Source organism: Paraburkholderia sp. EG287B (genome assembly GCF_040965595.1).
Classification (GTDB): Bacteria; Pseudomonadota; Gammaproteobacteria; order Burkholderiales; family Burkholderiaceae; genus Paraburkholderia.
The window spans coordinates 69,924-92,791 of sequence record NZ_JBFRCG010000015.1; the positions used below are offsets into that span (position 1 = coordinate 69,924).

18 protein-coding genes and 1 pseudogene are annotated in these 22,868 nt (G+C 65.5%); 5 read left to right on the plus strand and 14 right to left on the minus strand.

What is annotated here, in order from left to right; translation table 11 throughout:
* Positions 1 to 106 precede the first annotated feature (106 nt).
* The 10 genes from AB4Y40_RS27025 to AB4Y40_RS27070 form a co-directional block, all read right to left on the minus strand.
* Positions 107 to 553 carry a DUF2127 domain-containing protein gene (locus tag AB4Y40_RS27025; RefSeq protein ID WP_368690430.1) on the minus strand — a complete coding sequence of 149 codons (447 nt, stop codon included), beginning with the start codon at positions 551 to 553 and terminating at the stop codon, positions 107 to 109.
* Between the two features lie 453 nt (positions 554 to 1,006).
* Entirely contained in the window at positions 1,007 to 1,951 is a 945-nt protein-coding gene (locus tag AB4Y40_RS27030) for a glycosyltransferase family 2 protein (RefSeq protein ID WP_368690431.1), read from the minus strand.
* Positions 1,930 to 2,973 carry a UDP-glucuronic acid decarboxylase family protein gene (locus AB4Y40_RS27035; protein ID WP_368690432.1) on the minus strand — a complete coding sequence of 348 codons (1,044 nt, stop codon included), beginning with the start codon at positions 2,971 to 2,973 and terminating at the stop codon, positions 1,930 to 1,932. The genes AB4Y40_RS27030 and AB4Y40_RS27035 overlap by 22 nt, the downstream gene beginning before the upstream one ends.
* Before the next feature lie 37 nt (positions 2,974 to 3,010).
* Positions 3,011 to 3,967: a glycosyltransferase family 4 protein gene (locus AB4Y40_RS27040; RefSeq protein WP_368690584.1), complete on the minus strand. Its 957-nt coding sequence runs from the start codon at positions 3,965 to 3,967 to the stop codon at positions 3,011 to 3,013.
* A complete protein-coding gene (locus AB4Y40_RS27045) occupies positions 3,964 to 5,094 on the minus strand; it encodes a glycosyltransferase family 9 protein (RefSeq protein ID WP_368690433.1) in 1,131 nt (376 codons plus the stop codon). Before AB4Y40_RS27045 ends, AB4Y40_RS27040 begins: the two co-directional genes overlap by 4 nt.
* A 14-nt stretch (positions 5,095 to 5,108) precedes the next feature.
* Complete coding sequence (locus tag AB4Y40_RS27050; RefSeq protein WP_368690434.1) at positions 5,109 to 6,170, minus strand: glycosyltransferase family 2 protein; 1,062 nt, start codon at positions 6,168 to 6,170, stop codon at positions 5,109 to 5,111.
* Positions 6,167 to 7,924 (minus strand): carbamoyltransferase, encoded by a 1,758-nt coding sequence (locus AB4Y40_RS27055; RefSeq protein WP_368690435.1) that lies wholly within the window; start codon positions 7,922 to 7,924, stop codon positions 6,167 to 6,169. Before AB4Y40_RS27055 ends, AB4Y40_RS27050 begins: the two co-directional genes overlap by 4 nt.
* Positions 7,925 to 7,992: 68 nt before the next feature.
* Entirely contained in the window at positions 7,993 to 9,192 is a 1,200-nt protein-coding gene (locus AB4Y40_RS27060) for a glycosyltransferase family 9 protein (protein ID WP_368690436.1), read from the minus strand.
* Positions 9,189 to 9,845: a D-glycero-alpha-D-manno-heptose-1,7-bisphosphate 7-phosphatase gene (locus AB4Y40_RS27065; RefSeq protein WP_368690437.1), complete on the minus strand. Its 657-nt coding sequence runs from the start codon at positions 9,843 to 9,845 to the stop codon at positions 9,189 to 9,191. Before AB4Y40_RS27065 ends, AB4Y40_RS27060 begins: the two co-directional genes overlap by 4 nt.
* 12 nt (positions 9,846 to 9,857) lie before the next feature.
* Positions 9,858 to 11,147, minus strand: a complete 1,290-nt coding sequence (locus AB4Y40_RS27070) for a glycosyltransferase family 4 protein (protein WP_368690438.1) — start codon at positions 11,145 to 11,147, stop codon at positions 9,858 to 9,860.
* Between the two features lie 390 nt (positions 11,148 to 11,537).
* Between AB4Y40_RS27070 and AB4Y40_RS27075 the strand changes: the two genes are divergently transcribed.
* Positions 11,538 to 14,231 carry an ATP-binding cassette domain-containing protein gene (locus tag AB4Y40_RS27075; protein WP_368690439.1) on the plus strand — a complete coding sequence of 898 codons (2,694 nt, stop codon included), beginning with the start codon at positions 11,538 to 11,540 and terminating at the stop codon, positions 14,229 to 14,231.
* A gap of 50 nt (positions 14,232 to 14,281) precedes the next feature.
* On the opposite strand, the pseudogene AB4Y40_RS27080 reads toward AB4Y40_RS27075, so the two are convergent.
* The 3 genes and pseudogenes from AB4Y40_RS27080 to AB4Y40_RS27090 all read right to left on the minus strand — a co-directional run.
* Positions 14,282 to 14,347 (minus strand): annotated as a pseudogene (locus AB4Y40_RS27080) (CBS domain-containing protein); the annotation flags it as partial.
* Positions 14,348 to 14,476: 129 nt separating this feature from the next.
* Positions 14,477 to 15,340, minus strand: coding sequence for an SDR family oxidoreductase (locus tag AB4Y40_RS27085; RefSeq protein ID WP_368690440.1), 864 nt, complete (start codon positions 15,338 to 15,340; stop codon positions 14,477 to 14,479).
* A 190-nt stretch (positions 15,341 to 15,530) separates the two neighbouring features.
* On the minus strand, positions 15,531 to 16,784 hold the full coding sequence (locus tag AB4Y40_RS27090) for a phosphatidylserine decarboxylase family protein (RefSeq protein ID WP_368690441.1): 1,254 nt from the start codon (positions 16,782 to 16,784) through the stop codon (positions 15,531 to 15,533).
* A gap of 209 nt (positions 16,785 to 16,993) precedes the next feature.
* Between AB4Y40_RS27090 and AB4Y40_RS27095 the strand changes: the two genes are divergently transcribed.
* Complete coding sequence (locus AB4Y40_RS27095; RefSeq protein WP_368690442.1) at positions 16,994 to 17,560, plus strand: phosphoglycerate mutase family protein; 567 nt, start codon at positions 16,994 to 16,996, stop codon at positions 17,558 to 17,560.
* Between the two features lie 124 nt (positions 17,561 to 17,684).
* On the opposite strand, the gene AB4Y40_RS27100 is transcribed toward AB4Y40_RS27095, so the two are convergent.
* Positions 17,685 to 18,839 carry a branched-chain amino acid ABC transporter substrate-binding protein gene (locus AB4Y40_RS27100; protein ID WP_368690443.1) on the minus strand — a complete coding sequence of 385 codons (1,155 nt, stop codon included), beginning with the start codon at positions 18,837 to 18,839 and terminating at the stop codon, positions 17,685 to 17,687.
* 227 nt (positions 18,840 to 19,066) lie between these two features.
* Here AB4Y40_RS27100 and AB4Y40_RS27105 point away from each other — a divergent pair, with 227 nt between their 5' ends.
* From AB4Y40_RS27105 to AB4Y40_RS27115, 3 genes are all read left to right on the plus strand, one after another.
* Positions 19,067 to 20,149 (plus strand): GlxA family transcriptional regulator, encoded by a 1,083-nt coding sequence (locus AB4Y40_RS27105; RefSeq protein WP_368690444.1) that lies wholly within the window; start codon positions 19,067 to 19,069, stop codon positions 20,147 to 20,149.
* Positions 20,150 to 20,311: 162 nt separating this feature from the next.
* Positions 20,312 to 21,565, plus strand: coding sequence for a D-amino acid dehydrogenase (locus tag AB4Y40_RS27110; protein ID WP_368690445.1), 1,254 nt, complete (start codon positions 20,312 to 20,314; stop codon positions 21,563 to 21,565).
* Between the two features lie 58 nt (positions 21,566 to 21,623).
* Positions 21,624 to 22,619 (plus strand): asparaginase, encoded by a 996-nt coding sequence (locus AB4Y40_RS27115; protein WP_368690446.1) that lies wholly within the window; start codon positions 21,624 to 21,626, stop codon positions 22,617 to 22,619.
* The last annotated feature ends 249 nt before the right edge of the window (positions 22,620 to 22,868 follow it).

Genomic DNA, 22,868 nt, shown 5'->3' on the forward strand with positions numbered 1-22,868 from the left:
ACGGCGATGGCCGCGGGATAGCTGGTCGTGTTCACGGTTTCTCCAGTAGTTGATTGTCGAACGGGCGCCCAGCGTCTAGCGCAATAACGATGCCGTAGCGGCGAGTCTAGTGGTTGTACCGGAGATACCGATATTCGTGCCACGTGAGCATGATGACGACGATGTCCAACCCAGTCATGAACAAAAGCCAGCCAGAACGCGTGACCGTATAGCGGTAAAGCTGATAGGAAATGAAGAGCCCGAAAATGACGAGAGACACCGGGAAATACCATAGCTTCGTGCGAAGCAAACCGGCGACGAGCCACAACTTGACCACGCCATGGGCGAAAAGATAGAGGGCGGTAAAGCGCTGGGTATCGCCAGCAAAATGCGACACGCTGTGCAAAAGGAAGCTGGCGACCCGATCAGTCGGGTTTTCAGCGAATTCGTCCTGAACCACCCAGAGCACGATGGCATAAAAAACGTGCGTCGGAGCAAAGCAGATGGCGATACCCGCGATGCCCTCCACCAGGGCCATGACCGCTTTGACCCACAGGGTCACATCGAAAAGCACGTGCAGAGCCTTTCACGTAACCTGAGCGACGCGCGTCCACGCATTCAGAGATCTCCGGCGCAGCCTTCCACGGCGCCGTCTCGTGCTTCCCATTGAACCGTGCAAGGAGGCTTCATGACTCGAGCACCGCAGGCCGTGTACGGGCATTCGGCTCGGCATCGTCGCGGACCGGGTGGTTGTCGTATCTCCGTTTGCGCATGATCCGTACCAGCTCGCGGTTCGACCGCTCGCGGCGCTCGACGCTCGCGAAAGCCGCCCGCCCGTCTCGTTCAGGCCCGACATGACCGCGTCGGCGATCCGTCCGTGCTCGACATCGAGCATGATGTGCGACTCACGGCAAGCATCCGGACGAAGCGAAGGCGCTTGAACTGGCGGGCTGGCGTTATCCGAAGCATCTCAGCATTGCGTAGCAATGTGCAGTCGACAAAGCGACGTGCAGGCAGCGCACCTCCACTACAAATCCGAAGCCGACGTGTCGGCTTGCTCAAGGGCTCCACGCAGCGCGCGATCGCCCCGTCTTTTTTCTGCCTCCCGAACGGCTGCGCGCATGCGCAGCACACGCGCGGCAACGGGCCGTCGGCGGCGCAGGGCCCAGCCAATCCCGCGCCAAAGCTCACGAAGATCCTCACCTGGATGCCCCGCAAGGCACGCGCTGCCGAGCGCCCGCCACGTCGCCGTCAGCGCTTCGCCACGCGGCAGACGCAGCCAGGCAACGAGCGCCGCATTGCGCGCCAGCATCCGGCGGCGCAGCGCGCTGTCACGCGCGAGCGAAGGCCGATGGTGCACTTCGAGCTCGCTCGCATAAGCGATGTCGAGGCCGCCCTGCAGGACATCGAGCGAAAGCAATGCTTCCTCGCCGCCGATGAACAGGCGCGGCTCATAACCGCCCAACGCGTTGAAGAGGGCGGTGCGGAACACGCATGCGCCAGCCATGAAGCCGACCAGATTCGGCAGTGGATGAGCCGCATGCGCCAATGGGCTCGCCGCCATCAACGCGCAGGCGGGATCGAGGGTGTCTTCCTCACCCACGCGCACGGACGCAGAGAGCACGCCAATGCGTGCATGACGGTCCAGCAGCTCGACAGCACGCGCAAGCGCCCCCGGCTGCCAGTCGGTGTCGTCGTCACTGAACGCCACGTAGTCCGTCGTCACGCGCGCGGCGCCCGCATTGCGCGCGGCTGCGCCGAGGTTGGCTTCGCAGCGCAGCACGCGCAAGCCCGGATAGGTCTGGGCGAGCAGGTTTGGCGTGCCGTCGGTCGAGCCGTTATCCACCACGATGACCTCGGGACGCTCCGTCAGACGAAGCAGCGAGGCGACCGTGCGCATGACTTCGGCGCGCCGGTTGTACGTGAGCACGACCACGCTGATGCGGCGGTTCAGGAAGAAGCGACCTTGCATGCCGGCGTCTCCGCACGGATTGTATTTGCCGGTGCCGCGGCGGTGCTCGTCAGCAAGCCTCCTGGATCGGCGCTTTTCATCTCGCGCCGGAAATACGCAATGGTTGCGCTCAAGCCGGCATCGAACGTCGTGTGCGGCGACCAGCCAAGCAGCGCGCGTGCGCGTTCGATAGAAGGGCAACGGCGGCACGGATCGTCCACAGGCAGCGGCGCGAAAGCGATTTCCGAGGTCGACTGCGCGGCGGCAATCACGCAGCGGGCCGCGTCGAGCATCGAGATTTCCTGTGGATTGCCGAGATTCACGGGACCGTCCAGGGGCGTTGCGCGACTCATGAGCAGCACGAGAGCGTCGATCAGATCGTCCACGTAGCAGAAGCAGCGTGTTTGTGACCCGTCGCCATAGACGGTGAGCGGCTCGCCAGCCAGCGCCTGCATGACGAAGTTCGAGATGACGCGGCCGTCGCGGGGATGCATGCGCGGTCCGTACGTATTGAAGATCCGCGCAATGCGAATATCGAGGCCGTGCTGGCGCACATAGTCCATGCACAGCGTTTCGGCGCAACGCTTGCCTTCGTCGTAGCACGAGCGCGGGCCAATGGGATTCACGTGGCCCCAGTAGTCCTCGGTTTGCGGGTGGCGTCGCGCGTCGCCGTAGACTTCGCTCGTGGAAGCCTGCAACATTTTCGCTCGCACGCGCTTGGCGAGCCCGAGCATGTTGATCGCGCCGTGCACGCTCGTCTTGGTCGTTTGCACCGGGTCGTGCTGATAGTGCACCGGCGAGGCGGGACAGGCGAGGTTGTAGATCTCGTCCACCTCCACGTACAGCGGAAAGGTGACGTCGTGGCGCATCAGTTCAAAATTGGCGTTGTCGAGCAGATGCGCCACGTTGCGCTTCGAGCCGGTATAGAAGTTATCCACGCACAGCACGTCGTGGCCAAGCGCCACGAGCCGCTCGCACAAATGCGAGCCGAGAAAGCCCGCGCCGCCGGTGACGAGAATGCGTTTGCGGATCAGTTCTTTCACGTTTGCCGTCCTTTGAAAAGCGCTGCAGCCCCCACGTTCATGCGGTCACTTCTCGCAACGCGAGATCCCAGTCCTGGGCGAAGCGATCGATGGAAAAGCGTTCGAGCGCGTCGCGCCGAGCGCCTTCGCCGAGGCGGCGCGCGAGCGCGGGATCCCGGATGAGCGTGCGCATGCAGTCGACCAGGCGATCGATGCGCGTATCGATGAAACCGTTCTTGCCATCGCGTATCACGCTCGGGAGCTCCGTCGTGGCGAGACCGACAATGGGCAGGCCGACCATCATCGCCTCGACAATGGCGAGACCGAGGCTGGTCCAGCGGATCGGATTGAAGAAGAAGCGGTAGCTCGCAACGAACCGCGCGAGCTCGACGTTCGAGATCTCGCCGATGCCGCCGAGGCTTTGCGCGTCCATGCCCACGAGATCGAGCGGCACCTCGCGGCGCACCTGCTCGAACACGTCCGCACCCAGCCGCCGCCCGCGCTCGCGTAGATGATTGACGACGACGACGCCGCGCGGCGTTGTGCCCGTGTAGCGCACGCCTTCAGGCACGAGCACGCCATGCTCGACCACGCGCGTGGGCGTCGCGCCGCTGTCCCACATCAGCGCGTTGAACGGTGTGACGTGCACGAGCAACGCGCCGCGGTCGTCTACCCAGTGCCGCTGCGCAAACGGCGCCTCCTGCGGCGGGTCGTGTTCGATATACACGCGCGGCAAGCGGCGCTGCGCGTCGCTCAGCAGCTCGAACCGGTCATGCTCCCAATGGCTGCGCTGCTGGTACACGACGACGTCGAACGCATTCGAGGCGACGTCTTCGGCAGCGACCTCATGGACGTTCGCGCCCCAGGGAAGCACGCCCGCGCGGCCCGCGTAGCCCGCCGGGCGCCCCGGTCTGGTCACGACATGGAAGTCGTGCGGCGCCTGCGTGAGGTAGTAAAGATAGTTGCCGTGTACGTGCCAGGTGAGCACACGCAAGGGCCGCGTGTTTCGCATCAGCATGGCGGGGTCCTCCTCATCGGCATGGCGGCAGCGTAGCTGCGCCCCGCGAAGCCGGGCATGCCGTGGGTGTCGAGCAAGTGCGCTTGTGCAACGGCCGCTACCTGCTCCGCGCTCACGTTGAGCGCGCAAGGGTGTCCGTACGGGCAGGTGTGGAACGAGCAGGGCCGGCAAGTGGGCCAATCGGCGAGCACGCGGTGCCGCGTGCGGTCGAGCGGCGCCCAGCGCCGCGTATCGCTGCCTGAAGCGACGACCACACTCGGCGTGCGCATGGCGGCCGCTACATGCGAGATGCCCGTATCGTTGCAGAGCACGAGCCGGGCCTTGCGCACGAGCGCCGCCAACGCACCGAGCGTGGTTTCGCCCGCGAGATGATGAGCCGTGCGCGTCATGCAGCCCAGCACGCTCGCGGTCAACTCGCGCTCGCCTGCGATGCCGGTCACGGCGATCTGCCAGCCGTCGCAGGCGAGCGCATCGGCAACGGCGGCAAAGCGCTGCGCCGGCCAGCGCCGCGAGGGCAACTGCGCACCGGGATGCACGAGCACGAGCCGCCCGGGCTCGAGTCCAAAGCGCTCCAGGAGGTCGTCGCACGCAGCGTAGTCCGCGTCGTAGAGCGGAAACCAGAGGGTGTCGTCGCGCAGCGCATGGCCCCGCGCACCCAGCGCGTGCATGAGCGCGAGGTAGCGCTGCGGCTCGGGCAGCGCATCGGGCCACGGTACGTAACAGCCTGGCGGCGGCGCTTCGCCGGGCTGGCTAAAGCCTCCGAGCGCGTGCGCGCCGAACGCGTCGACCAGCACGTTCGCCACACCGCCGCTGCCATGGAGCTGGATCGCGAGGTCGAAGCGGCGCGTACGCATCGCGTCGAGAAACGCAGGCAGGCCGCGCTCGTCCTCGGCCTGTTCGGGAAAGCCGCGCGCGCCGGGAAAGACGATGTGCTCATCGACCAGCATGGGGTAGCGCGCCACGAAATCGGCTGACCACGGCAGACCGACGAGGGCGATGCGCGCGTGGGGGCAGGCTGCGCGCAGCGCGCGCAGCGCGGGCACGCTGCAGAGCATGTCGCCGAGCTGCAGCGCGCGGAAGATCACGATGCGGCGGGGGGCGAGGGCTTCGAGCAGAGTCGGCATGGGCGGCGCATCCGTTAGAGGAACCACACGCGGTAACTGACGGCTCCCTGGAGCCGCCAGAAGATCGAGAGAAACGGAATCCACAGCGACGTCCAGATCATTTCCGCTACATGGCGCGCGTCGCGCCGTGTGCCGCGCAAGCGGCGTGCGCAGAACGCAGCGGTGCAGGCGATCCATGCGGCGAACGCAGCCAGGGCGACCCTGGGCTGACCCCAGGCGAGAGCGGCGAGCAGCATGAATACGCTGATCAGCACCGCGTAGTAAAGGAGCGGCGGCCCCGCCCCAATGCGCTCGCGATACAGCGCCGGATGCTTGCGGAACAACAGCGCCTCGAAGCGGCTCTTGCGCTGCTGCGCGAGACTCACGCCCCAGCGCGCGGGACGCACAGGGTGCACGACCACGGCATCGTCGGCGCGTATCACCGTGGCGCCCGCCTGCAGCAACGCGAACTGCAGGTCCGAGTCCTCGCGCCACGCCGCTGTGAAGCGCTCGTCGAAGCCGCCGATCTGTGCTAGCGTCGCGCGCTGCACGAACGCGTTGGCCGTAGCGAATTCGGCGTGCGCGAGGCCGCTTGCGTCGTGCTCATAATCGCTCGGCGCCTCGCCCAGCGGTACGACGATGCGGCCCGCCGCGGCGTGCGCGTGAGCGAGTGCGGCGAGCCCCGCGCGCAGCCAGCCGGGCTCCGGAATCGTGTCGTCGTCGGTGAACGCGATGAGCGGCGCGTGCGCCGCGCGCCAGCCCGCGTTGCGCGCAGCGGCCGGGCCCTGCGTGGCGCGCACCGGCACGTAGCGGATCGCGAGTCCGCGCGGGGCTTGCCTCGCCGCCATGCATTCCACCGTTGCGCGCGTCGCGTCGTCGGGCCCGTCGTCGCACACGACGATTTCATAGTCGTCAGGCGAGAGATCCTGTGCGCACAGCGCGATGAGGCACTGTTCGAGCAGCGTCGCGCGATGGTACGTCGGCACGACCACGGCAATGCGCAAGTGTTCGAGCAGCGCGCCCGCGTAGCCGTCGAACTGGGGCTCCCCTGCTCCGATGGGCCGCGACTCGCGCAACTCGACGTCGGCGGGCTTCATGCGCGCGCCTCGCTCTTGCGCACGAGGAAGGGGCCGATCACGAGCGCATCGAGCGGCGAAGTCCAGAACGATTCGAGCGCGTCGCGCGGCGAGTTGACCATCGGCTCGCCGCGGGTATTGAACGACGTGTTGACGAGCACCGGCACGCCGGTGCGCCGCTCGAACGCCGCGATCAGGTCGTAGTAGAGCGGATGCTGGTCGCGGTTCACGGTCTGGATGCGCGCGGTGCCGTCCACGTGGCGCACGGCGGGAATGCGCGCGGCCTTCCCGGGCTGCACGTCGAAGATGAACAGCATGAACGGCGCGCGCCGCGCGCCCACGAACCATTGCGCGGCGCGCTCTTCCAGCACGACCGGCGCGACCGGCCGAAAGTCCTCGCGGTCCTTGATCTCGTTGAGCTTCGCCTGCATGCCGGGATCGACGGGTGAAGCGAGTATCGAACGGGCGCCGAGCGCACGCGGGCCGAACTCCGTGCGGCCCTGATACCAGCCGATCACCTGGCCGTCGGCGAGCAGCTGCGCGGCTTCCTCGGCGATGTTGTCGAGCCGCCGGTAGGGCGTTTTCGACCAGCGCAGGAATTGCTCGATGGTCTCGTCGTCGAACGCCGGCCCGAGGTAGGCATGGTCCATCTGCCAGCGGCGTTCCGCGCGTTCGCCTGCGGCTTGCGCTGCTTCGCCGCGCAAGCGGTAGTCGGTCCAGAGCGCCGCGCCGAGCGCGGTGCCTGCGTCGCCCGCGGCGGGCTGCACCCAGATGTCGTCGAACGGCCCGTTATCTCGCACGTACGAGTTCATCACGCAATTCAGCGCTACGCCGCCCGCCATGCACAGCTTCGGCAGGCCCGTGCGCGTATGGAGCCAGCGCGCCATCTCCAGCACCGTTTCTTGCAGCACGAGTTGCAGAGAGGCGGCGATATCGAAATGCCGCTGCTCCAGCGGGCCGCCGCGTTCGCGCGGCACGCCGAAGCGGTCCACGAGGTGCGGGTCGGCGACCGTGTAGTGGCCATTGCCGTTGTACTGCACGATTTCACGGAACTGGTCGGCATAGGCCGGCTCGCCAAACGAGGCGAGTGCCATGACCTTGTACTCGTCGGAGGAATGCAGGAAGCCGAGCCAGCCTGTCACGGCTTCGTAGAGGAGGCCGAGCGAATGCGGCAACTCTACCTGGGTGATGCGCCGGTACTTGCCGTCGCGAAATTCACCAAGGCTCGTGGTGACGCCTTCGCCGCGGCCGTCCATGGTGAGAACGGCGCATGCATCGAACGGGCTCGCGAGAAACGCGCTTGCTTCGTGAGCGAGGTGGTGCTCGACGTTATGCCAGATGAAGCCGTTTTCGCGGTCCACGCCCGCAAAGCGCTTGCGCAGATGATGCGGCGCGCCGTCCAGCAACTGCGCCTTCGCGTTCACGATATAGCTGAGAAAGAGCGGGTCCCATGGCGACGCGTTGGCTTCCATGCGCGCGCGAGAGGGCTCCAGTGGCAACGCGATGGTCGCGCCGGGCCGGATCGGCATATCCGGAAAGAGAGCCGGGTCGTAGGAGTAGGCAACGTGATCGATGTCGCCTAGCGTGATGCCGGCTTCCTTGAGGCAGGCGTCGATGGCGTCGAAGGGCAGTTGCCATGTCGAGAACGGCACGGGCCGTTTGGCGTGCTTGACGTGCGTGAAGCGCTCGTCTTCGGCGGCGGCGATCACCACGCCGTCGTGGACCAGCGCGGCGGCGCTGTCGTGATAAACGGCATTGATTCCGAGTGTGTACATGAACGGTCTCCCGTCGCATTGGGTCTTCTGCACGTTCGATGCATGCAGACGGCCTCGGGTTGCAAGGCTCAGACGGGCGGCGCCACGAGCGCGCCGGCCTCCTCCAGCAGTTCGCGCGCCGCTCGCGCGACGTCGTCGGGCGGCACGCCGCGCAGGCACGCGTGGTGGCCTTCGGGGCACTCGCCGCGATAGCACCAGCGGCACGCCACGTCGCGATAGAGCAGGCGATGCGGCGTCATCCACGGCGTGTGTTGCGGATTCGTGAGCGCGTAGAGATCGACGACGGGTTTGCCGAGCGCGGCGGCGAGATGCGCCGGTCCGCTGTTGTTGGCGATGAGCAGTGAAGCCTGGTCGAGCAACGCGATCAGTTCGCCTAGCGTGAGCGAGCCCGCCAGGCCGACCAGCCGCGTGCGTGCGGGCGAGCGCGAAAAGCGCATCACCTCGCGCGTCAACCCGCCTTCCGCGAGGCTCCCCGTGAGCAGGAACGGGCAACGCACCGTGGGCGCGAGCAACTCGAGCGCTTCGGCAAAGAGCGCCGGGGGATACCGCCGCGAAGGCGCGCTCGCGCCCACATGCACGACGACGCAAGGCTCGGCCGGATCGACGCCGTGCATGCGCAGCTTGTCCGCGAGCGTGGCGCGCGCGGCGCGGTCCACGCGCACGCGCATGCGCGCCAGCGCGGGATCGGCGAGATTTGCGCCCACGCTGCGCACGAGCGCGAGTTGCCGCTCGACTTCGTGACGCACATCCAGGTGCGGTTCGCGCTCTGGTTGCCAGTGGGTCAACAATCCGTAAGGATTCTCGCGGCAATGTGCGAGACGCCGCTCGATGCCCGCGAGATAGCACAGCGTTGCGGCCGGCAGCGGATTCTGGCTGTAGACCGTGAAGATTGCCGCGGCGTCGAAGCGTCCGGCGCGCACGCGCGCGAGCACGGCGTCTTCGTTGCCGGCGCCGCCGCCGTGTCGCCTGGCGGGCGCATGAGTGCCGTTGGCCCATGGCGCGTCGTATTCGATCACGTCGTCCACGTCGGGCAGATAGCGCGCCATGGCCGCGCCCGCGGCGGAAGCCAGCAACGTGATATGGCGGCGCGGCGCGCTTTCGCGCAGCGCGTGCATCGCGGGCGTGGTCATCAGCACGTCGCCTAGTTGATCGATGCGTACGCAGAGAATGCGCTCGACGTCGGCCCCCCAGGGCTCGCTTGCAGGCGGGCGGCGGGGCGAGCGCGCGTGCGCATCGCGCGGCGCGATGGCAAAGGCGGTTCCGTTCATCGCAACGCCTCCTCCTGTGCGCCGTGGTGCGTTGCCGCCCGCACGCGCCGTTCGTGCTCGTAACGCTCGACGATCACCTGCGCCGCCTCGTGCAGATCCGCAACGATCGCGTAGGGCAGGCGCGCTGGCGCGCTTTGCCACTCGGTCTCATTGCCGCAATCGGCGAGGATCGCGCGGCAACCCGCGCGGTTGCCCGCTTCCACGTCGTCGAGGATGTCGCCGACCATCCAGCTGCGCGCGAGGTCGATGCCATGCTCGCGGCTCGCGCGCAGCAGCATGCCGGGCGCAGGCTTGCGACAGGTGCAGTTGCACGCATAGGGCGCCACATGGCCGAGCGGGTCGTGCGGGCACCAGTACGCAGCATGCAGCGTGGCGCCGCAGCCGGCGAACATGCGGCGCAACTGCGCTTCTACGCCGCCGAGCGCCGCGTGCGCAAAGCGCCCCAGCGCAACGCCGCGCTGGTTGCTCACCACGAAAAGCGCCAACGGCGTTCGCGCGAACAGCGCGAGCGCCTGCGCGGCGCCCGGGGCGAAACGCATGCGCGAGGGCTCGACGTTGTATGGCACGTCTTCGAGCAGCGTGCCATCCTTGTCCAGGAACACCGCTGGACGCGTAACGGGCAATCCGCGGGGCCCTGGGGTTCGGTTCAGCATAGGGTTTGCTCCTCAACCCACGGCGCGCAGCACGCGGCCCTGGATGGCTTCTCTCGCATGCTCGCGCGCGTCGAGGCGTACTCCGGCGAGCTGCGCATAGACGTCTTCGAGTTCGAGACCGATCTGCCGCCACGTGAAGTACGCCTGGGCGCGCTTGCGTCCCGCTTCGCCCATCGCGCGGGCGTGCGCGGGGTCGCCATGAATGGCGAGCAGGCGCTCGGCGAGCGCCTGGGGGTCGCGCGGCGGCACGAGCCAGCCCGTTTCGCCGTGACGCACCGAATGACGAATACCGCCCACATCCGCCCCGATGACAGGCGTGGCGCACGCCATTGCCTCCACGGGCGTGATGCCGAACGGCTCGTACCACGGCGTGGTCACGAACACGTCGGCGGCGCTATAGAAGTCGCGCAACTGCGAGCGCGCGCGGCGCCCCACGAACGTCACGCGTGGCTCGATCCCGCAGCGGTGCGCAATGCCGCGCAGTCGGGCGATCTCGGGTGTGGCGATTTCGTTGGGCGTGTCTGCGTCGCCGCCCACGACGTAGAGCCGGGCTTTCACGCCGTGGCGCGCCTCGAGCGCGGCCACACCGCGCACGACGTTGTCGATGCCCTTGCGCTCCACGAGGCGGCCGAGTTGCAACACGCAGAATTCGCTGGCGGACCAGCCCAGACGACGGCGCGCCTGCCGGCGCTCCACTGGCGAGAACTCGTCGGGATCGAAGCCGCAGGCGATGACGGCAATCCGCGCGGGGTCGGCGCGATAGTGCTCGACGAGATCGGTCTGGTCGGCCGGACACTCGGCGACGATACAGTCCGCGCGCCGCACGAGCTCGTCTTCGATCGCGAAGCGCTCATCGGGAAAACCGTCATTCGCGCCCTGGTGGAGGCGCCGCACGCGTCCGAGTGCATGGAACGTCATGACGAGCGGCACACGAAGCGCGTCCTTGACCGCGAGCGCCGCCAGGCCCGACATGAAGAAGTTGGCGTGAATCACGTCATAAGGCCGCTTTTCACTTCGACAGAAGTTCACGAGAAATTCGGCGAACTGTGGCATGTGGGGTAGGAGCAGTTCTTTGGGCAGTTGCATGGCCGGCCCTGCCGGCACATGGATCACACGCACGCCATCCATGTGCGAAATGCGTGGCAACAACGCGCGGTCGCGCCGCGTGAAGACGTCGACCTGATGTCCGGCGCGCTGGAGCTGACGCGCGACATGCGCGACGTAGATGTTCTGTCCGCCGGTATCGACGCCGCCCGCCACGGCGAGCGGCGACGCGTGTTCACTGACGAGTGCGATTTTCATGACGTGTCCTCGCGAGAAGTGGGTGGCGAGCGATGTGCCGCGTGCAAAAGAGGGCGCGGAAGAGCTGCTCGAATGTTGCACCCGGTGCAACGGCGTAAGCGCATTTGCTGTGCCGTTGGTTTGGAGTGCGCAGGGAATGAGGCAGGCGGGGTGCGCGGGTCTGGCCGGTAACGCGCGAAGCGGGCATCGGCGGACCGTCTGCATCGGCGCCGTCAACCGGTGACGAACCAGTGACAAAAACCGGTACGCATGCACCAAACGACGACGCGCTTTTACACCAGGCGGCAAGACGTTTCGATAACGCCGCGGGCAAGGTCGGCTGGCTGCGCGTTGCGGGAGCGTCGATTGCGCACCGGTCCGATCAACGATCACTTCGGAGGCAGCTGCGCGATGAATGGAGCCACGCCCAGCCGGCGCGCCGTGCGCTCGTGCATCCTGCGCACGCTCGGCGAGGCGCTGTGGCGGCATCGCAGCGCCACCGCAGCGGCGGCGTCGCTGATGATCCTGGCGCGCCTCGGCGCCGTTTCGGTGCCGATCGCACTCAAGCATCTGATCGACGATCTCGGCCACCTTCACTCGCTGGCCGCGCTGCCGGCGCTGCTCGCCATCGTCTATGCGCTGCTGCGCTTCCTGTCGGACGCGCTCGGCGAGGCACGCGATGTGGCGTTCAGCATCGTCGTGCAGCGCGCGGTGGCCACGCTGCGCGAACGCACGTTCGCTCAGCTGCACCGGCTGGGCGCGCGCTTTCATGCGCAGCGCGAAACGGGTGCGATCGTGCGCGACGTCCAAAAGGGAGCGGACGGTCTGGGCTTCCTGCTCGGCACCGCGCTCTTTTCGGTGCTGCCCACGGTGTTCGAAATCGCCGTGGTCGTGGCGATCGTCGCGTCGCACTACGACAGCGCCTTTGTGCTCGCCATCGCCGGGACCTTTGCGTGCTATGGGACCTGGACCGCGATTTACACGCGCCGCCGGCTCGCGTTCCAGCGCGCGGTGAACACGCTGGAGGCGCAGGCGGACGGTCGGCTCGTCGACAGCCTGCTCAATCACGACACGGTCAAGTACTTTTCGACGGAGCAGCACGAAGTCACGCGGCTGCGCAGCGTGCTCGACGACTGGGTCCTCGCGCGCACGGCGAACCAGCGCGCGCTGACCGTGCTGCACGTGGGCCAGAGCGGAGTGGTGGCGGCAGGTATTGCGGCGGTGATGGTGATCGCCGTGCAGAACGTGCTGACTCGCGCGATGACGGTGGGCGACCTCATCCTCATCAACGCGTACATCATTCAGGTGTGCGCACCGCTCAATACACTCGGCTTCGTGTTTCGCGAGGCCAACGATGCGTTCGTCGACGTCGAGCGGCTCTTCGCCATCCTCTGCGTGCGCGGCACGCCGGGCGAGGATGAAGACCCGCCCGGAGCACGCGCGCTAGTCGTGCGCGAAGGCGAGGTGGCGTTCCGGCACGTCGATTTTGGCTATGACGCCGGGCGGCCTATCCTGCACGATGTGGGGTTCCTGGCCGAGCCAGGGCGCACCGTCGCCGTGGTGGGCGGTAGCGGCTCGGGCAAATCCACGCTGATCCGGCTGCTGTTCCGCTTCTACCAGCCGCAGCGCGGGACCATCGCCATCGACGGCCACGATATTGCGCACGCCACGCAGTCCAGCCTGCGCGAAGCGATCGGCATCGTGCCGCAGGACACGGTGCTGTTCAACGAGACTATTGCATACAACATCGCCTACGGCCAACCCGACGCCACCCGGGCCGATGTGGTGCGCGCCGCGCGCGCGGCCCAGCTCGACGAGTTGATCGAGCGTCTGCCCGACCACTACGAAACGCGTGTGGGCGAGCGCGGCGTGCGCCTGTCGGGCGGTGAGCGGCAGCGCATCGCAATCGCACGTGCGCTTCTCAAGAACCCGCGCATCATGGTGTTCGACGAAGCGACCTCTGCGCTCGACACGCGCTCGGAGCGCGCGATCCAGAACGAGCTTCGGCGCCTCGCGCACGGGCGCACGACGATCGTGATCGCGCACCGTCTCTCTACGATTGTCGATGCAGACTGGATACTCGTGATGGAGCACGGTCGAATCGTCGAGCAGGGGCGGCACGAGGCGCTGCTCGCCCGCGAGGGCGTGTACGCGAAAATGTGGGCGATGCAATGGCAGCAGGACGATCTCGAGCACGCTGAGCGGCGGCTCGTGACGACGCCGGTGAACGTGGCGAAGTTGCTTGCACGCGTGGCCGTGCGCGTTCGTGAATCGCTGGGCGAAGCGGCCGCGCGGCTCGTCACGCAACCCGACGATGGGCTCTATGCCACTGTCGCGAACGGCGACGCGTTACTGGAGGCCCTCACGCTGCTCGTGGTGAACGAAGTGCAGAACGCCGCGTCGATCGCGGCTTCGGTTACGTCGGCGGGGGCCACGCGAGAAAAGCGCGGGGTGGAGCTTGGCGCGCGGCGCAGCGCCAACACGGTTTTGCTCGGCGTGGCGGGCGGCGCGCGGCCCGCACCGCTCGACGACAGCGCGCTCGCGCGTATCGAAGCGCTGCTGCGCAAGGCAGGCGCGAGTCTCACGCTCGATCCGCAGGACCGCCGCGTGCGCTACGCCGCGGTGCTGCCGCTCCATGCGCTGCTGCCCGAGCACACCCCGGCGCGCGGCGGCGAACTCGCGGGTCTGCGCGTCGCCGTGCTCGACGACGAAGAGGAAACGCGCGATGCTCTGGAAGCCGCGCTCACATTGCATGGGGCGATCGTAGAGCAGGAAAGCAGCGGTGCGCGATGGCTCGCTGGGTTGCGCGTGACGTCGCGCGCCAGGTGGGCCGATGTGCTGCTGTGCGACTTGCAGCTCGACGGCGAAGACGGAGCGCAAATCGTCGCGGCGCTACGTGACATGGAAGCGCGCGGCGACTATGCGGGCAAAACGCTTCCAGCTATCGCCATGACGGGGCAGGCTGCGCGCGCTGATGATTCCAGCGGCGGCGAACGCCGGCTGTTCGCCGCGCGGCTCACCAAGCCCGTTGCGTTACCGGCGCTGGTTGACGCAATCGTCGCGGCAACCAGCGCCGGTAAGGAAAGCACAGGCGCCAGCCGCTGATTCTCATCGCACGCGCCGTTGCAGATCGGCAGCGCCCCAACGTCATGGTCGCGCATGAGTTCGGCGGCGCGCCGGATGGTCGTGTCAGGAGCGATATGTACGACCTCGCGTGACATCGCTTCGCGAACCTGAATTATTGTCGTCTCCTTTGCATGGATGTGTTGTCACTATGCCGTGCGGTGGCAAGTGGAACGTTGCTGCGAGTGCATGTGGCATCCGCATCTGGATCGCTTTCGGTCCGCCGTCTAGATGAGCGGCGTGCCGCCCGTCACGGCAACCGTGGCGCCGGAGATGTAGCTGCCCTCGTGCGACGCGAGCAGTACATAAGCACCGGCTAGCTCCGCAGGTTGCCCTGGCCGCCCCATTGGCGTCGCCTTGCCGAAGGCGCGCACGTATTCGGCCGGCATGGTCGACGGAATGAGCGGTGTCCAGATCGGCCCCGGCGCGACGCAGTTCACGCGTATGCCACGCCCGGCCACGAGTTGGGCGAGGCCGCCGGTGAAGTTCTGGATCGCGCCCTTCGTGGCGGCATAGGCGAGCAGGGTGGGCTTGGGCTTGTCCGCGTTGATCGACGCGGTGTTGACGATGGCCGCGCCTGGCTGCATGAGAGCGACGGCCTCGCGTGAAATACGGAACATGGCGCCGATATTCGTATCGAAGGTGCGGTCCCATTCCTCGTCGCTGATCGATTCGATCGACTCGTGCGTCATCTGATACGCCGCGTTGTTCACGAGTATGTCGAGCTTGCCCAGTTCGCGCACGGTCTGGCTCACGATCTCGCGGCACCACGCGCGGTCGCGGATGTCACCGGGCAGAAGGAGCACGCGGCGTCCGGCGTCTTCCACCCAGCGCGCGGTTTCCTTCGCGTCGTCGTGCTCGTCGAAGTACGCGATGGCGACGTCGGCGCCTTCGCGCGCGAACGCAATGCATACCGCGCGGCCAATGCCGCTGTCACCGCCCGTGACGAGGGCGACCTTGCCGGCAAGCCGCCCCGATCCGCGATAACTCTTTTCGCCGTGATCGGGCTGCGGGTCCATGGGCGCGGTGCGCCCAGGCGTGCGGTCCTGCTGCTGTTCGGGCATGGGTGGGGCGGGGCGATGTTCGTTCATGGTCCTTACCTCTTCGAATGACGTTGCGTGTTTTCTGTGTACCGCACGAAGCGCGCGCGGTTGGCCTGGCGCACGCGGTGTCTCGCCTCATCGCGAATGCGTGCACGCCCGTTGCCAGCGCATTGACCGTTCCCGTGAGCCGGCGGCAAGGGATGTCACGCCGCCGCGCTGCACTGCGCGCTCGCGCCGGTCAAACAGCGGCGAGCGCGAGCCGCGAATTGACCTTGAGAGCGGAAGCGTCGTCGCGGTATGGCGGCCGCGGTTCGAACCTGCGAATCACGCTGGGCTGGAAGATGAGGCAATACGTGCTGCCGCCATACTGGAAGAATCCGAGCTCTTCGCCCTTGTCCACGTGCTGGCCCGGCAGCGCGACGATGCGGCACGAAGAAACCTCGGCCATGCCGACGAATACGCAGGCCACGAGCCCAAGCGCCGCTTCGTCGGCTTCGATCAGCATGACCGCACGCGCCGCGACGGCCGTTGTGTAGCCTTGGGAATCGTTCAGGCCGCGCGCGTCGGTGCCCTCGGCCTCGATTTCCGAGTAATAGGTGCCGTCCACGTTGTATGCCTCGCGTACCGTCCCTGCGATGGGCGCGTGCCAGCGGTGGTAGTTGAACGCGCTCAGATAACCCTGATACACGCTGCCGCCCACGAAGCGTTCAGCCACGCTTCGCTCGGTGCCGGCCAGAATTTCGCGCAGCGAATACGGCTGCGCCTTGATCCAGAAGCGGTCGTGAAGTTGGCAACGCTCGCTCACGTCGTAGGGCGACGCTTCGCAGGCGTTGACGATCACGGCCGCATTCGACGGTTCGTCGACGGGGCGCGTGCCTTCGCGCAGGCGCCGCGTGAAGAAGTCGTTCCAGGATGCGAAGCCCCAATAAGGCTGCGAGCGTTCGCACAGGTAATCGTCCAGATGCATCGTCTCCTGTGCTTGCTCGCTGAACCAGCCGTGCGGCGCCTGCGTGGTGAGATGGGTGCGCGAATGCGGACCGCTCAGGAAACCGCACCAGTACGAGAGCACGTTGCGCAATTGCGCATTGAAGGCCGGGTCGCGGAACACGGCATAGCCCGACGGCATGCACATGGGCCAGTCGAGCATGAGATTGAGCGGCGTGGCGATCGGCACGGAGGCATTGAAGGGCGGCGCGTAGGTCGTGAGGTAATCGACGATCGTCATCAACTCGTCGATATTGCCGTATCCGAGTTCGAAGCCCGCGCGCGACGCTTCGTCGATCGCACGCGAGAGATTCATACGCAGCACCGTGTCCCCTTGCACGAGGTCGGCGAGTTCGCGCACGACATTCGCCAATGGCGTGCTGCGCGCACGCTCGAGCGCGGCGGCGGCGATCTGGCGGCGAAAGTCCGCCGCGACCTGTTCCTTTTGCGGCATCCAGTTGCCGAGGCGGCTTCGGGCCTTCACATTGGGCCGGGTGGTGGCGTCCATGCCTCGCTCCTCGTGTTCAGGAAATACGTTGAGAAGCAAGGCGGATGCCTTGGGGGAAGCCGGGCACGACGGCTCCGACGCCGCTGCCTCCCGCCGCCACTGGTGTGGAGCGGCTACCAGGCACAGCCAGTGCGCAGACAAGACGGCAGTCAACGCGCAGAGACTCGTGAAACAATCCACGCTCGCCCCGCGGTTTCGGGAGGACCAGAATGGGACCGCATCGCATTCTTCTTATCCGGCACGCGGAGAAGCCGTCCGCCGTATTTGGAAGCGGCGTGGATGCCGACGGCCACACCGACGAAGCGAGCCTTGCAGTGCGAGGCTGGCAGCGCGCGGGAGCGCTTGCGCAGCTCTTCTCGGCGCCCGAAGATGAACACGAAGGGCGGCTGCGAGGGCGGCTGCGGCCTTCTACGGTGTACGCGGCGGGCGCGGGCAAGGGCAACGGGAGCAAGCGTTCGATGCAGACTGTCGCGCCGCTTGTGGCCGTGTTGCGCGCGTGCGCTCAAGTCAGGTACGAGACGACCTACGGCAAAGACGACGGCGCTGCGCTGATGGCGGACGTACTTATGCAGACCGGCGTGGTCTTGATTGCCTGGGAACATAAAGTACTACCGTCGCTCGTAGCGCATTTGCCGGGTGCACCCAACGTGCCTTGCGCATGGCCCGACGATCGGTTCGACGTGATCTGGGTGTTCGACCGGACTGCGCCCGGATGGTCGTTTGTACAGCAGCCGCAACTGCTGCTCGCGGGCGACAGTGCGTCGACCATTGTCTAAGCGGTCTATCGTGTAGACCGACGTGGCGTTTCGCTAGCAATGCGGCAGGAGTGAAAAGAAGAAGTACGACCGACACGACCGCAGCGCTGCAGCTGTGCCGGTTTGACCAGCAGACCCTGGCGGGTTAGTTCTTCACGTAGTCGAGAAGGGTTTGCTTTCCACCGACGTACTTGTAGAGAGAAATCGTCCCGTGGACCAGGTCGCCCTTCGAGTCGAACTGTGTCTGGCCGAGAACGCCCTCATAGTTCGTCGCTGGCATTGCGGCAAGAATCTTGTCTGGGGCCGTCGAGCCCGCACGCTCCATCGCTTCGGCAATGACGTACACAGCGTCATAAGCGAAGGGCGAGTTCAGGACAGGATGTGTACCGAAGCGTTTTTGGTAGCGCTGCACGAAGGCCGGACCCTTCGGCATCTTCTCGAGCGGCGAGCCGGCGATGGAGCAGATCACGTCATCGGCCGCGTCGCCAGCGAGTTTTGAAAGGTCGTCGGCGCACAGGCCGTCGCCTGCGAGAATCTTCTGCGTCATGCCGAGCTGCCTGGCCTGCTTCGCAAACGGGCCACCCGTTGCATCGAGGCCCCCATACATGATTACGTCCGGATGCGCGCCCTTGATTTTTGTCAGGATAGCGCGGAAGTCGGTAGCCTTGTCGTTGGTCGCGTCGTGCGAAACCACCGAGAGACCGTCTGCCTTCGCACGTTTCTCGAATTCATTCGCCAGACCTTGCCCGTATGCGGTGGCATCGTCGACGATAGCGACGGTCCTGACTTTTAACGTCCGAGTCGCGTAATCGGCGAGGGCCGGCCCTTGCTGGGCATCGGTTGCCACCACGCGGTATGCGGTCTTGAAGCCCTGGAGCGTGTACGCCGGATTCGTAGCCGACGGCGAGACCTGCACGATACCGGCGTCACTGTAGATCCTGGAAGCCGGAATCGTCGTGCCTGAATTCATGTGCCCGACTATTGCCACTACTTTGTCGTCGACAAGCTTTTGTGCGACCTGCGTGGCCTGGCGCGGGTCGCCAGCGTCGTCTTGGGTGTCGAGAACCAGCGTGACTTTCTTTCCGCCGACGACAAGCCCCGTTTCGTTGATTTCCTCGACCGCGAGCCTGGCGCCGTTCTCAGTGTCCTTGCCCAGATAGGAAGCCGGACCGGTCAGAGGCGCAACTTCACCGACCTTCACGGTTTCGTCGGCATGCGCAAACCCGGCAGAAACGGCGGCCAGCGCCCCCAGAATGCCAAAGGTCGTCACACGGCGACCCAATATTTTGCTCTTGGTCATTGCATTACCTCATCGATAGTTATCTGCATCGAGGGCGATCCGCTGGATTGTCCCCGTCGCCTCCGTCCTTGTACCGCGCGGCATGTGGTCTGCGCTGGCGAGACAAATTTATGCGGACACAAACGAGCGGCATTGCACCGATTTGCCAGAAAACAGAAGAAATGCGACAGCGGCGATGTGGGTCGTGCAGTCCTATAATGGCGTCACACCGATTATTCGCGCCGCCCATGCTTTCTTCCGACGATCGCCCGGCCAAAGCCCCGCAGGCCCACGAACTGGTGGAGCGGCTTGACTCGCTCTCTACGACACCCGAGACGCCTCAGGGACGCTCCGGCGCGGAGCTTAATGTCGGAATCCTGCTATGGCCGCGCTTTCCGCTCTTGTCGCTTGGCGGCCTCTGTGACGCGTTGCGTCACGCAGCCGATCGCAGCGATCAGAGTCGTCAGTTGCGCTGCCTTTGGACCACGATCGGCGTGCATGACACCACCGTTGAATCGAGCTGCGGTATCTCCGTACCGGTGCAGGCGGCCTTCCCGGAAGTCGGGCAGTTCGACTACATCGTCGTCATCGGTGGCCTGCTGCCGCATCTCGAGAAGGTGGACAGGCGCTACTGGGACTATCTGAGCGGCGCTGCGCAAGCGGGCGTTCCGCTGGCGGGTATCTGCACTGGTAGCTTTGTCCTCGCCCATGCCGGGCTCATGCAGGATCATGTCGCGTGCGTGCACAGCTTCCACTTCGACGACTATCGCAACATGTTCCCCGGGTTACGCGCCGTCACCCATGCCGACTATCTCATTGACGGCGATCGCATCACTTGTGCGGGCGGCATCTCGGTCATCGAGCTCGCCGCGCGGCTCGTCAATCTGCATTGCGGACCTGACCGGGCATCAAAGGTCATTCACCAGATGACCGTCAGCCGGCAGGCCGGCGCATCGTTCATTGAGCGCCGCCGCGCACTGGGCTACCTGTCGGTGGACGATGCAAACGTACGCCATGCCGCGCTGCTCATGGAGGAAAACCTCGAAGCGCCGCTCAACATCGTGGTGATCGCGAAGATGATTGGCACGAGCGTGCGTCAGCTCGAGCGTGCGTTCATGGCCGAGATGAAGGTGTCGCCGAATGAGTTCTATCGCGGTATGCGACTACGCTACGCGCGCTGGATGCTGCTGAACACCGGGCGCAAGGTCACGGACATTGCATACGAGTGCGGTTTCGCTGATTCCGCACATTTCATCAGGGTGTTCCGCGAGACCTACGGCGTGACACCGGGCAAACTGCGCGGCTCGCGCACAGCCCCAACTGAGGACTGAAGCTGTACCGCCGGGGGCGACGCCATCACTGAGCGCCTGCGTTGCGGCGATTCGTTGTCGCGATTCTTCTATTTTTTTACTCATCGGTGCAATCCCGCCGGAGTCGCCTGGCTCAACATCCTGTCTCGTGCGAGTGCGCCATGAAACAGGGAAACAAGCGACATGCAGATTGCCGTATTGGGTGCGGGCGTCATCGGTCTGGCGAGCGCCTATTATTTGAACCGGGCCGGACATCAGGTCATCGTCATCGACCGGCATGGTGAGGTGGCCACCGAAACCAGCTTCGGCAACGGCGGCCAGCTATCGTATAGCTACGTCGCGCCGCTCGCCGGGCCGGGCGTATTGTCGAAGCTGCCCGCGTGGCTCACTCGGCGGGACTCGCCGGTGCGCTTTCGACCGGCCGTAAGCGCGGAGCAGTGGCTCTGGTGCCTGAAATTCGTGTTCGCTTGCACGCAACGGCGTAGCAATCTCACCACGAGCGACTTGCTCTCGCTCTCGTTCGCGAGCCGTGCGCTCATGTACCAGCTCCTGCGCGACGAACCCACGCTCGACTTCGACTTTCAGCACTCTGGAAAGCTCGTCCTGCACCGCGACGCCGCTGCGATGCAAGGCGCCATCAATCTGCTCGATTTTCAGCGCTCACTCGGCTGCGAGCAGGAGGCACTGTCTGCCGACGAATGCGTCGCGCTAGAACCCGCGCTGGCTAGTGTGCGCGAACGGATCGTCGGCGGCATCTATACGCGCAGCGAAGATACAGCCGACTGCCATCGCTTCAGCAAAGGTCTCGAAGCCATTCTGAGGGCGCGCGGCGTGCGGTTTGCGATGAATACGCGCATCGACGCACTGGAGGTCGCCAAAGGCGGACACATCGTGGCGCGCAGCGGTGGCGGGGCACTCGAAGCGGACCATGTCGTCGTGGCTGCCGGGGCCAGCGCAGCGCATCTGCTTCAGCCTTTGGGCCTTCACGTTCCTGTTTATCCGCTCAAGGGCTACAGCTTGACCTACCCGCTGGGACCGCAGTCAATCGCACCGACGTTGAGTGTCACCGATTTCACACGCAAAGTGGTCTATGCACGTCTTGGTGACCGGTTGCGCGTGGCGGGCATGGCCGACCTCGACGGCTACTCCCTGAAGCCAGATTCATCGCGCATTGCCGCGCTGCGTGTGGAGGCCGCTGCGTTGTTCCCTCAGGTTGCAGCCAACCGGGCCGACGCCACTGAGTGGACTGGGCTGCGTCCCGCCACGCCACGCGGCACGCCGATTATCGGGCCCACGCGCTATCCGAATCTCTGGCTCAACATTGGGCATGGTGCCCTCGGCTTCACGTTGGCCTGCGGGTCGACCGCGTTGCTCACGGGCTGGATCGACGGAAAACCCGACTCGTCGCTGGCCAGCCTTTTCTCGCTCGATCAATGACCCGTGCAACGTTTGACGCACGGCTGGCCATCATAAAAAATCCTTGAATCGATACCGAATGAACGACAAGCCCAATATTGTGGTCATCGGCACGGGCGGTACGATTGCCGGCCGTGGCGCAAACGCCGTCGACACTTCAGCCTACACGTGCTCAGTGCTGGGGATAGACGAAATCCTGTCAGCCATTCCGGAGGCGTCGTCGCTCGCGAACCTGAGCGCGGAACAACTTCTGCAGACGGGCTCGGAGAACTTCAACGAACAGCACCTGCTCATGATTGGCAAGCGGGTATCCGAGGTGCTCAAGGACGACACGGTAAATGGCGTCATTCTCACGCACGGCACCGACACGATCGAGGAAACCGCGTACTTTCTTCATCTGACGTTGAAGAGCGTGAAACCCGTCGTCGTAGTCGGCTCCATGCGGCCACCATCGGCGATGAGTTCCGATGCGTCTTTGAATCTCTACGACGCGATTGCGGTAGCGATTCATCCGTCTTCGCATGGAAAAGGAACGCTTGTCGTCGCAAACGAGGAAATCCACACCGCTCGAGACGTTACGAAGACAAACAGCTTCAAGCTCGAAGCGTTCCGCTCGCCCTATGGTGCACTCGGTTACGTGACTCAAGGCGAGCCTCGCTACTACCGTACGCCATCGCGGGATCACACGGTATGCACTCCGTGGTCAATCGACGACATCGAGACGCTGCCGAAGGTTGACGTCGTCTATGCCTATGGTGCGCTTGAGAGCGAACGGGTCTGCGCCATTGCGGCTGAAGCGAGCGGGCTTGTCTTCGCTGGTACCGGCAACGGCAACATCGCAGAACATATGGTCGAGCCACTGCGGGAGGCGACGCGTCGGGGGCTGCACGTGGTGAGGGCTTCACGAACAGGCAGCGGCGTGGTCATCCGCAACGGCGCGCAGCCTGACGACGACTATGACTGGATCGTCGTCGACGATCAGCCACCTCAAAAAGCCCGCATTCTTTTGATGCTGGCGATGCTGGGCAACCCGCACGAGCGCCGCGCATTGCAGGCAGCGTTTTATCGCTTTTGAACTCTTCCAGGACACGCAATGTACATATTCACAGGCGAAAAGGTCCATCGACTCATCACGATGAGCCACGCCATCGAAGTGCTGCGCTCCGCGACATTTCTTATATGGTCGCCTCCCATTTGCAAGGTGATTGTGTGTGGCGAGGAGGGTGGTTGCGGACTTATACATGGCCTCGTCCCGTTTTCCAAATGATCTGGTCTACAGCGAGCAGGTGCTGGATTGCATATATACATTCGGCCTGTTGATGGC

Bases quoted from the DNA above. Each gene is read 5' to 3' on its own strand.
- AB4Y40_RS27030 (WP_368690431.1), bottom strand. From the start codon at position 1,951: ATGCAAGGTCGCTTCTTCCTGAACCGCCGCATCAGCGTGGTCGTGCTC.
- AB4Y40_RS27045 (WP_368690433.1), bottom strand. From the start codon at position 5,094: ATGCCGACTCTGCTCGAAGCCCTCGCCCCCCGCCGCATCGTGATCTTC.
- AB4Y40_RS27050 (WP_368690434.1), bottom strand. From the start codon at position 6,170: ATGAAGCCCGCCGACGTCGAGTTGCGCGAGTCGCGGCCCATCGGAGCA.
- AB4Y40_RS27055 (WP_368690435.1), bottom strand. From the start codon at position 7,924: ATGTACACACTCGGAATCAATGCCGTTTATCACGACAGCGCCGCCGCG.
- AB4Y40_RS27060 (WP_368690436.1), bottom strand. From the start codon at position 9,192: ATGAACGGAACCGCCTTTGCCATCGCGCCGCGCGATGCGCACGCGCGC.
- AB4Y40_RS27065 (WP_368690437.1), bottom strand. From the start codon at position 9,845: ATGCTGAACCGAACCCCAGGGCCCCGCGGATTGCCCGTTACGCGTCCA.
- AB4Y40_RS27070 (WP_368690438.1), bottom strand. From the start codon at position 11,147: ATGAAAATCGCACTCGTCAGTGAACACGCGTCGCCGCTCGCCGTGGCG.
- AB4Y40_RS27075 (WP_368690439.1), top strand. From the start codon at position 11,538: ATGAATGGAGCCACGCCCAGCCGGCGCGCCGTGCGCTCGTGCATCCTG.
- AB4Y40_RS27085 (WP_368690440.1), bottom strand. From the start codon at position 15,340: ATGAACGAACATCGCCCCGCCCCACCCATGCCCGAACAGCAGCAGGAC.
- AB4Y40_RS27090 (WP_368690441.1), bottom strand. From the start codon at position 16,784: ATGGACGCCACCACCCGGCCCAATGTGAAGGCCCGAAGCCGCCTCGGC.
- AB4Y40_RS27095 (WP_368690442.1), top strand. From the start codon at position 16,994: ATGGGACCGCATCGCATTCTTCTTATCCGGCACGCGGAGAAGCCGTCC.
- AB4Y40_RS27100 (WP_368690443.1), bottom strand. From the start codon at position 18,839: ATGACCAAGAGCAAAATATTGGGTCGCCGTGTGACGACCTTTGGCATT.
- AB4Y40_RS27105 (WP_368690444.1), top strand. From the start codon at position 19,067: ATGCTTTCTTCCGACGATCGCCCGGCCAAAGCCCCGCAGGCCCACGAA.
- AB4Y40_RS27110 (WP_368690445.1), top strand. From the start codon at position 20,312: ATGCAGATTGCCGTATTGGGTGCGGGCGTCATCGGTCTGGCGAGCGCC.
- AB4Y40_RS27115 (WP_368690446.1), top strand. From the start codon at position 21,624: ATGAACGACAAGCCCAATATTGTGGTCATCGGCACGGGCGGTACGATT.